The sequence below is a fragment of the Phytoactinopolyspora mesophila genome, assembly GCF_010122465.1.
Lineage (GTDB): Bacteria > Actinomycetota > Actinomycetes > Jiangellales > Jiangellaceae > Phytoactinopolyspora > Phytoactinopolyspora mesophila.
On sequence record NZ_WLZY01000006.1, the window covers coordinates 423,315 to 430,477 of the forward strand.

Below are 7,163 nucleotides of genomic sequence, written 5' to 3' on the forward strand. Positions count from 1 at the left end.
GGAGCCCGACACGTGAACCCGGCGTCGTACGCGCCCGGGCGACCTCTATGGTGGATCGGACGATTCGGATGCGTAACGGTGCGCATTCATCAAAGCTGCCGAAGCGACCCCTCAGTGGTCTGTTCGTGCGCCTGGTCGACGCGGCGTCTTGTTAAGGAGTGAGCAGTGACATCGGACTCGAGCCAAGTACTTGAAGGCATCGGAGTCAGCGCCGGTGTAGTGGTTGGTCCGGTGATCCGGATGGCCGATCCGGTCCGGCCGCCGGCCGAGGAGCCTGCGCCGGATGACGTGGACGCCGCTGCGCGAGAGATCAGCGCGGCCCTCGAACTCGTCGCTGCTGAACTGGAACGTCGCGCCAGCCAGGCCGGGGCCGACGCCGCGGCCATCCTCACCGCTACGGCCATGATGGCGCGCGACCCTTCCCTTCAGTCTGGGGCGCAGAAGCGGCTTGGTGAAGGGGCGGGTCCCGCCACAGCGCTCGACGGCGCCGTGGAGGAAGTGTGCAAGTCACTCGAAGCCGTTGGCGGGTACCTCGCCGAACGCGTCACCGACCTGCGCGACGTACGCGATCGGGTGGTGGCACATCTGCTCGGCGCTCCGCAGCCGGGGATCCCGGTGGTGGACGTGCCGTCTGTGCTCGTGGCCCACGACCTTGCGCCGGCCGACACCGCCGGGCTGTCGCCCGACGACATCCTCGCCATCGTGACCGAGGCAGGTGGCCCCACCAGCCACACCGCCATTCTCGCCGCGCAGATGGGCCTGCCCGCCGTCGTGGGTGTGGGGCCGGAGCGAGCGGCTCTGTACGACGGCGTCGTCGTCGCTGTCGACGGTGCGTCGGGTCAGATTCTCATTTCGCCGGATGAGGCGACACAGGCGGACTGGCTGCGCCGTGCCGACGAACGGCACCAGCAGCTTTCCCGTTTCAGCGGGCCGGGCCGCACCAAAGACGGTGTTCCGGTGGCGCTGCTGGCAAACATCGGCACCCCCGACGACGCGGAGAAAGCCGCGGTCCAGGACGTCGAGGGGGTCGGGCTGTTCCGCACCGAGTTCCTCTATCTCGACCGGCCTTCCGCGCCCACGGTGGAGGAGCAGACCAGCACCTACGTGTCGGTGCTGCGCCCATTCGGGTCGCGTCGCGTAGTGGTGCGGACCCTCGACGCCGGCGCCGACAAACCTCTTCAGTTCGCGCCCTCAGGCGAGGAAGAGAACCCGGCGCTGGGCGTGCGGGGTCTCCGGCTGGCCCAGCGCACCGAGACTCTGCTGACCGACCAGCTCACGGCACTGGCAGCCGCGGCCGCTCAATGTGACGCCGATGTTTGGGTGATGGCGCCGATGGTGGCCACGCCTGAGGATGCCCGTTGGTTCGCCGCACGTGCCCGGGCCGCGGGGCTGCCGAAGGTGGGGGTGATGGTTGAAGTTCCGTCCGCGGCATTGCGGTCAACCCAGGTGCTCGCCGACGTCGACTTCGCCAGCATCGGAACGAACGACTTGACCCAGTACGCGCTCGCGGCCGACCGGATGCTCGGCGAACTGGCTGGGCTGCTTGATCCCTGGCAACCGGCGGTTCTGGATCTCATCGCGTCCACCACACGAGGCGCGGGGGAATCCGTGTCTGTGGGGGTATGCGGAGAGGCAGCCGGCGACCCGCTGCTGGCATTGGTGCTGGTCGGGATGGGAATCACCAGCCTGTCCATGGCGCCGGGCAAAGTTGCCGCGGTGCGGGCCGCGCTGGCGATGCATGACCACGCTCGGTGTGTCGAAATGGCGGTGGCAGCACGGGCGGCAGAAGATCCGCGGGCTGCCCGGGCCGCCGTCGTAGATCTGCTGGCCGAGGAAGCGGGCACCCTGGCCTGAAGCCACCTGGCCTGCGAGCGGGCTATTGCGGGCACGGATTCACGGTGAGTGTGCGCGTCTCACTGGTGGCGACATTGCCACGGGTGTCGACGGCCATGATGCTCCAACTCACCGGCCCGGGAGAGTCGAACGGGCCCAGCTGCGCGTGCCATGCGCCCGCGCGCTCGGCCATCCCTACGGCGCCGGACCCGCCGGCGCCGCTCCAGGAGAGTTCGACCCCGGAGATACCGGACTCGTCGGATGCCCGGGCACGGACCTGCGCCGAGTCCGGAGAACACAGGCTGATGCCGACCTCCGCCGGATCAGCGGACAGCTCTTCGATGACCGGGGGCCGCTCCACAGCGACGATCACCTCGACCGCCGCGTCGCCGACCGCCGAGCTCACCTGGACCGTAGCTCGATGGTCGCCCTCCGGCAGTGCTGATCGGTCGGCGCTGACCCTCAGCTCGCGGCTGGCGTCCGGGCCCAATTCGCTGTTGACATGGTCGACGGTCAACCACGCCGAGTCCGACGTGACCTGATACGTCAGTGCTGATTCGCCCGTGTTGCGCAGGCCGACGCTGCCGTCGCCTTGTTGCGAGCCGAGTTGGAGCACCGACGCCGACACGGACAGTTCGCCGGGGCCGGGCTGGTTGGCTTGCGGCGGGGTCTGCTCCAGGGAGCCATCGCCGTTGGCTTCATCACTCGATTCATCCTGGCCATCAGCGGGTTGTTGGTTGTCGACGGCATTCGTGGCGGGCGGATCCGGTGTTGCTTCGGCATCGGTGTGCGCGGCGCCCGGAGCGGTGGGCAGCTCGCTCGGCGTTGGCGAGAGGTGAGGTGGGGTATCCGTCATGGCGGCGGTTGGAGCGGCGCCGTCGTCTTCGGATCCGGCCAGCACGATGCCGGCCAGAATTCCGCCGGCGACGAGGGCCGTGGCCGCAGAGACCAGGACGGCTGCCCGGCCCGGCCGTAGCCAACCCGGGCGCGAGCCGTGGGCGCTGGACCTGTCGCCCGACGGCGGAGGAGCTGAGCCGTTGTGACCCGGGTGGCCGTCAGTGTGGTCGTCGTCCTCGCGAGTGGTAGGCGCGCCGAACGCGGCTAGAACGACGTCGCGCACCTCGGCCGGGGCCAGCATGATCGGCACGGTGGACAACAGCGCCATGGGGCTGGCGGCGGTGCGCCGCCGTTCCCCGCAGATGTCGCATCCGTCGACATGACGAGCGACCCGCTTGCGGATGAGAGCCGAGTAACGCCCGTCCCAGTCGACGAGGACCGAGTCCAATACGGTGCATTCCGCGCGGCCGAGCCGGGCTACCAGCAGAGCTCCCAATGAACGCTCGACCTGATCACGTAGCCGTCCGAGCAGTACATAGACATGACTGGTGCTCACCCCGGCGGCGTCGGCCAGTTCCGCACCCTCGAGGCCCTGGCGCACATGGAGGTCGAGCAGTACCCGATCTCGTTCGCCCAGTCCCGCGGCCGCATCCCAAACCAGCTGGCGCAGCTCGTTCTCTCCGGCACGCGTCTCGGGACCGCGAGCCGGATCGGGCACGTCGGGCATCGACTCGTCGGGAACTTGGCGCTGGCGCGACCGCAGCCGCGCCAGCGCCTCGTTACGGGCGATCGAGTACAGCCAGGAGCGCAACTTCCCCGGCTCCTTCAACTGCCCGAGCCGCTCGACGGCGCGGAGAAAAGTGTCTTGGGTGGCATCTGCCGCGTCGTCCCGGTTCCGCAGCATCGACCAGCAGAAATCGTGTATCCGGTCGGCGAAGCGGTCGTAGATGGCTGCGAACGCGTCTCGATCGCCGGCCCGCGCGCGGACAACCAGGTCGGCATCGGTCGGGATGGGAGCGGGCTGCTCCTCCATGGCCGGAAACCTACACCCATTCCGGCCATGTGGCACCGCCTAGCCAACCACGAGGTGTGCCGGCCCGGCCGTGTTCGCTGCCTTGGCCGGCGGAATCGGTTCGGGCGCTCATGATGCCTCCGCATACACGACGACGTTCTCCTGGTAGCCGCCGGCGGCGCGGTTGTACGGACCGCCGCACGTGATAAGCCTGAGGACAGGCTCGCTGGTGTCCATCCAGATGCGCTCGTACGGCAGGGCTTCCTTGTCGACCAGCTCCACCTCGGTGACGGTGAACGTATGCCGGGCGCCGTCCTCGTCGTCAACGTGGACCACGTCGCCCGCGGTCAGCGTGTTCAGCCCGAAGAAGACGTCCGGCCCGGCAACCGAATCCACGTGGCCAACCAGTACGGCCGCCCCCGGCTCGCCCGGCCTGGGACCGAGTTCGTACCACGCCCCGAGGCCTGGATCCGGGAGTTCCATGGCTCCGTCGTCCTGAAGGCCGACCGGGATGAGTGAGGTGTCGATGTTCGCCGCCGGTACCTGGACAGCGATCGGTTCGGCCGCATGGGGAGATGTCTCGTCCGCGCCGGCCGGCGTGCTGGTGGGAGTGGCCGTCGGCTGCTGCACCTGCGGGCGATCGACGGCGACGACGTCCGGCGATGACAGTCCGCTCTGGGAACCGCACGCGACCAGCAGGAGGCCGACGAGGCCGAGCAGCATGATGGCGAGGGCACCGCCCACCAGCCGGGTGGGCCGGTGGGCGGTGGCCTGGGAAGACTTGGTCCGGATCATTGCTGGTTCCGGATGCTTCGATACCCGAGTGTGCTCAGGCCGACCGCAGACAGGACACCACCGAGAGCCAGCCACAGGTAGTCACCGTCGGTGCCGCCTTCGCCGGCGTCGATCCTGGTGGGAACAGGCGTACGGTGCTCGGGGACGTCGTCGGTTCCGTCGTCGCCGCCGTTTTCGTCGTTCCCGCCGTCGTTGCCGCCGTCCTCGTTTCCGTCCTCGCCGTTCCCGTCTTCGCCGTTTCCGTCTTCGCCGCCGCCGTCCTCATCCCCACCGGGATTGCAGTTCACCTCGCATGGCTTGATGCCGTCGGGGCCCCAGTTCGGAGGGTTGACCGGACCGTCGTCGGGGAACGCCTGCTCGACGTCGATCTCCGGTGGCGGGCTGTCCGTCGTCGAGTGTTCGGCGACCAGCTCGGGTTCGAGTGCAGCCGAGGCTGAGGCCAGCGGGAACCCGACGACGAACAGCGAAACCGCTGCCGCCGAGGCTGCCAGGGACGCACCGCCATGGACGAACGACCGCAACCGGTTGGCTGGGGTGGGGCGAGTTGTGGTGGTCTGCATGATGGCTCCTTCGGTGTCTGGTGAGCTTGAACACCTGTAAGAGCCGTGGCCGCCCAGAACCTAACAACTTTTTCGGGTGAATCTTTGCGACCTGTGCGACCTTCGATACCAGGAACTGCACGCAAGCACCGGCTGAAGCGATTCACCTGTCGTTGTTGGTATCGAAGCCGGGCGTCACCGTCTATCCCGCCACCAGCCTGGCGGCAGCACGATTCCCGTGGGATGGGGCGACGGCCAGTCTGCCGGCTCGGGTTCCACCGGCCCGACGCCGGGCACATGCTTCCACCACCGGACCGGCTCGCTTCGCGGCGGGTTGTCGCGCAAGAGCTGGGCGAACCGCGAGATCAGCTCTCGTTGCCGGAATGCCGCGAGTGAGAAACCGTAGCGGGCGATGTCGAGACCGAGGCGGCGCAGGCGCCACTCACGCTCGTTCTGCTTGAAGACGATGCCCGCGGCGTCCGGACGGTTGTTGTATTTGGACGCGCCGTCTCCCTCAGACGCGGCGTGGTGGTATGGCCAGAGCCCGTCCACCCGGAACTCTGGCTGACCGTCGCCCACCCAGGCGTTCGACACCGGCGTCGGCAGACCGCCCACGATCGATGCGAATCGGCCAAGGGTCTCGATCGGGCTCTCCGACAGCGGATCGGCATATGTGGCCACCCACCGGGCTCTGGTGACACCGGGCCACCCGGACATGTGCTGGATGGCATCGGGCAGGTCACCGCCAGTGCGGACGGCCGCGTCGGCCACCACCAACGCCGCACCGACCGAGGCGGTCAACGCGATGGTGGCTGCCGTCCAAGCCCGGCTGACCAGCCGAGTGCGGATGAGCCTTTGTTGGTGATGTGACGGGATCTCGGCCGTATGAACGATGCCGTGCGCCCCTGTCTTTGATCCCCGACCGGCCTGTTTGGGCCTGACCGCGGTGGGTTTGGCTGGAGGCGGTCCCAAGGTCGGTAAACCCCAGACCGCCGCGGCCGACCAGCCGGTCAGGAAGGCATCAGGGCTGCACGAGAATAGGAACGCCCGGGCGGTGAGCTCGTGCAACGCCCAGTCGTCGAGCTCTCGCACGGTTTCGGCCGATGCGTAGACACCTTCTGCCAACCGGATGAGCAGCTGTGCTCTGGCCAGGCGGCTGAGATAGTCCGGCGAGATACCGACGGCCCGGGCAGTGCCGACGTCGATGAGGCCCTGGCACTGCCGGAGCAGCGTAACGATGCGCGAGGGCAGGCGGGTGTGACGGCGAGACATGATCGCAACTCTCATGTCCCGGAGCCCGTGCCGGAAGGGACACTGAGCCGATTGTGGATAGCCTTAGTCGGCGCGGCGGTGGGCCTGTGGACGGCGGCTGCGGGCGTGAGCCGGACCTTCGATACCAGGAACTGCACACAAGAGCCGGTTGAAGCGATTCACCGAGCGTTCTTGGTATCGAAGATGCGGCCCCTTACTCGCCGAGGGCGCCGTCGGCCAGCTCTCGGGCGATGTCGAGGTGACCGGCGTGCCGGGCGTACTCCTGGAGCACGTGGAACAGTGTCCAGATCAGCGTGGGGCACTCCTCGGCGGTCCGAAACCGCCCGCCGAGGCCTGCGCGATCCGACAACCCGGCGGACTCGACGATTCGCCTGGTGCGCTCACCGCCCGCGTGCAGCACCGCAACAAGCTGCTCCGCGGTTGCCTCCCGCGGCACCACCCAGCGGCCGTCGTCGTGATCGTCCCAGGGTCCGTCGACGTTCTCCGCGCTGAATCCCCAGCACAGCCAGCGTCGTTCCATGTGCACGAGATGGTTCACCAGTTCGAGCGGCGTCCATCCCGAGGGCAGCCGGCTGCTCCGCAGCTCGGCATCGGACAGCCCGTCGAGCTTGCGCTCGACCGCGAGCCGGTAGTAGTCGAGGTAGCCGAGGAGGAGTTCTTTAGGGTCAGTGAGGGTGTGCGGCGGCTCTGCGGCATTGTTCATGGTTCTGTCTACCAGCCGGCGACCGTCCGGTCGGCTCCAAGTTGTACTAAGCCTCGATCCACCGATGAGAGTGGTGGGGTGAGCGTGGCGTAACGCGAGGATGCCCTTACGGGCTGGGAGTCTGGGACTTGCGACGGTTCCACACACCTCAACCCGGAAGGGCACCTCTGGG

6 protein-coding genes are annotated in these 7,163 nt (G+C 68.2%); 1 reads left to right on the forward strand and 5 read right to left on the reverse strand.

The annotated features are described in order from the left end of the window. The first annotated feature begins 165 nt into the window (after positions 1–165). Positions 166–1,854: a phosphoenolpyruvate--protein phosphotransferase gene (gene ptsP / locus F7O44_RS19040; protein ID WP_162451831.1), complete on the forward strand. Its 1,689-nt coding sequence runs from the start codon at positions 166–168 to the stop codon at positions 1,852–1,854. A gap of 22 nt (positions 1,855–1,876) precedes the next feature. Here the strand turns inward: ptsP and F7O44_RS19045 are convergent, their stop codons facing one another. The 5 genes from F7O44_RS19045 to F7O44_RS19065 all read right to left on the reverse strand — a co-directional run bounded on the left by F7O44_RS19045 (position 1,877) and on the right by F7O44_RS19065 (position 6,991). After that, positions 1,877–3,703 carry a sigma-70 family RNA polymerase sigma factor gene (locus tag F7O44_RS19045; protein ID WP_162451832.1) on the reverse strand — a complete coding sequence of 609 codons (1,827 nt, stop codon included), beginning with the start codon at positions 3,701–3,703 and terminating at the stop codon, positions 1,877–1,879. Between the two features lie 108 nt (positions 3,704–3,811). Continuing rightward, the gene (locus tag F7O44_RS19050) at positions 3,812–4,477 is read right to left on the reverse strand and encodes a class F sortase (RefSeq protein WP_162451833.1); all 666 of its coding nucleotides are present in this window, start codon (positions 4,475–4,477) and stop codon (positions 3,812–3,814) included. Then, positions 4,474–5,037 (reverse strand): hypothetical protein, encoded by a 564-nt coding sequence (locus F7O44_RS19055; RefSeq protein WP_162451834.1) that lies wholly within the window; start codon positions 5,035–5,037, stop codon positions 4,474–4,476. Before F7O44_RS19055 ends, F7O44_RS19050 begins: the two co-directional genes overlap by 4 nt. 174 nt (positions 5,038–5,211) lie before the next feature. After that, the gene (locus tag F7O44_RS19060) at positions 5,212–6,288 is read right to left on the reverse strand and encodes a type IV toxin-antitoxin system AbiEi family antitoxin domain-containing protein (protein ID WP_162451835.1); all 1,077 of its coding nucleotides are present in this window, start codon (positions 6,286–6,288) and stop codon (positions 5,212–5,214) included. Positions 6,289–6,481: 193 nt separating this feature from the next. Continuing rightward, complete coding sequence (locus F7O44_RS19065; RefSeq protein ID WP_162451836.1) at positions 6,482–6,991, reverse strand: DinB family protein; 510 nt, start codon at positions 6,989–6,991, stop codon at positions 6,482–6,484. Positions 6,992–7,163 lie beyond the last annotated feature (172 nt).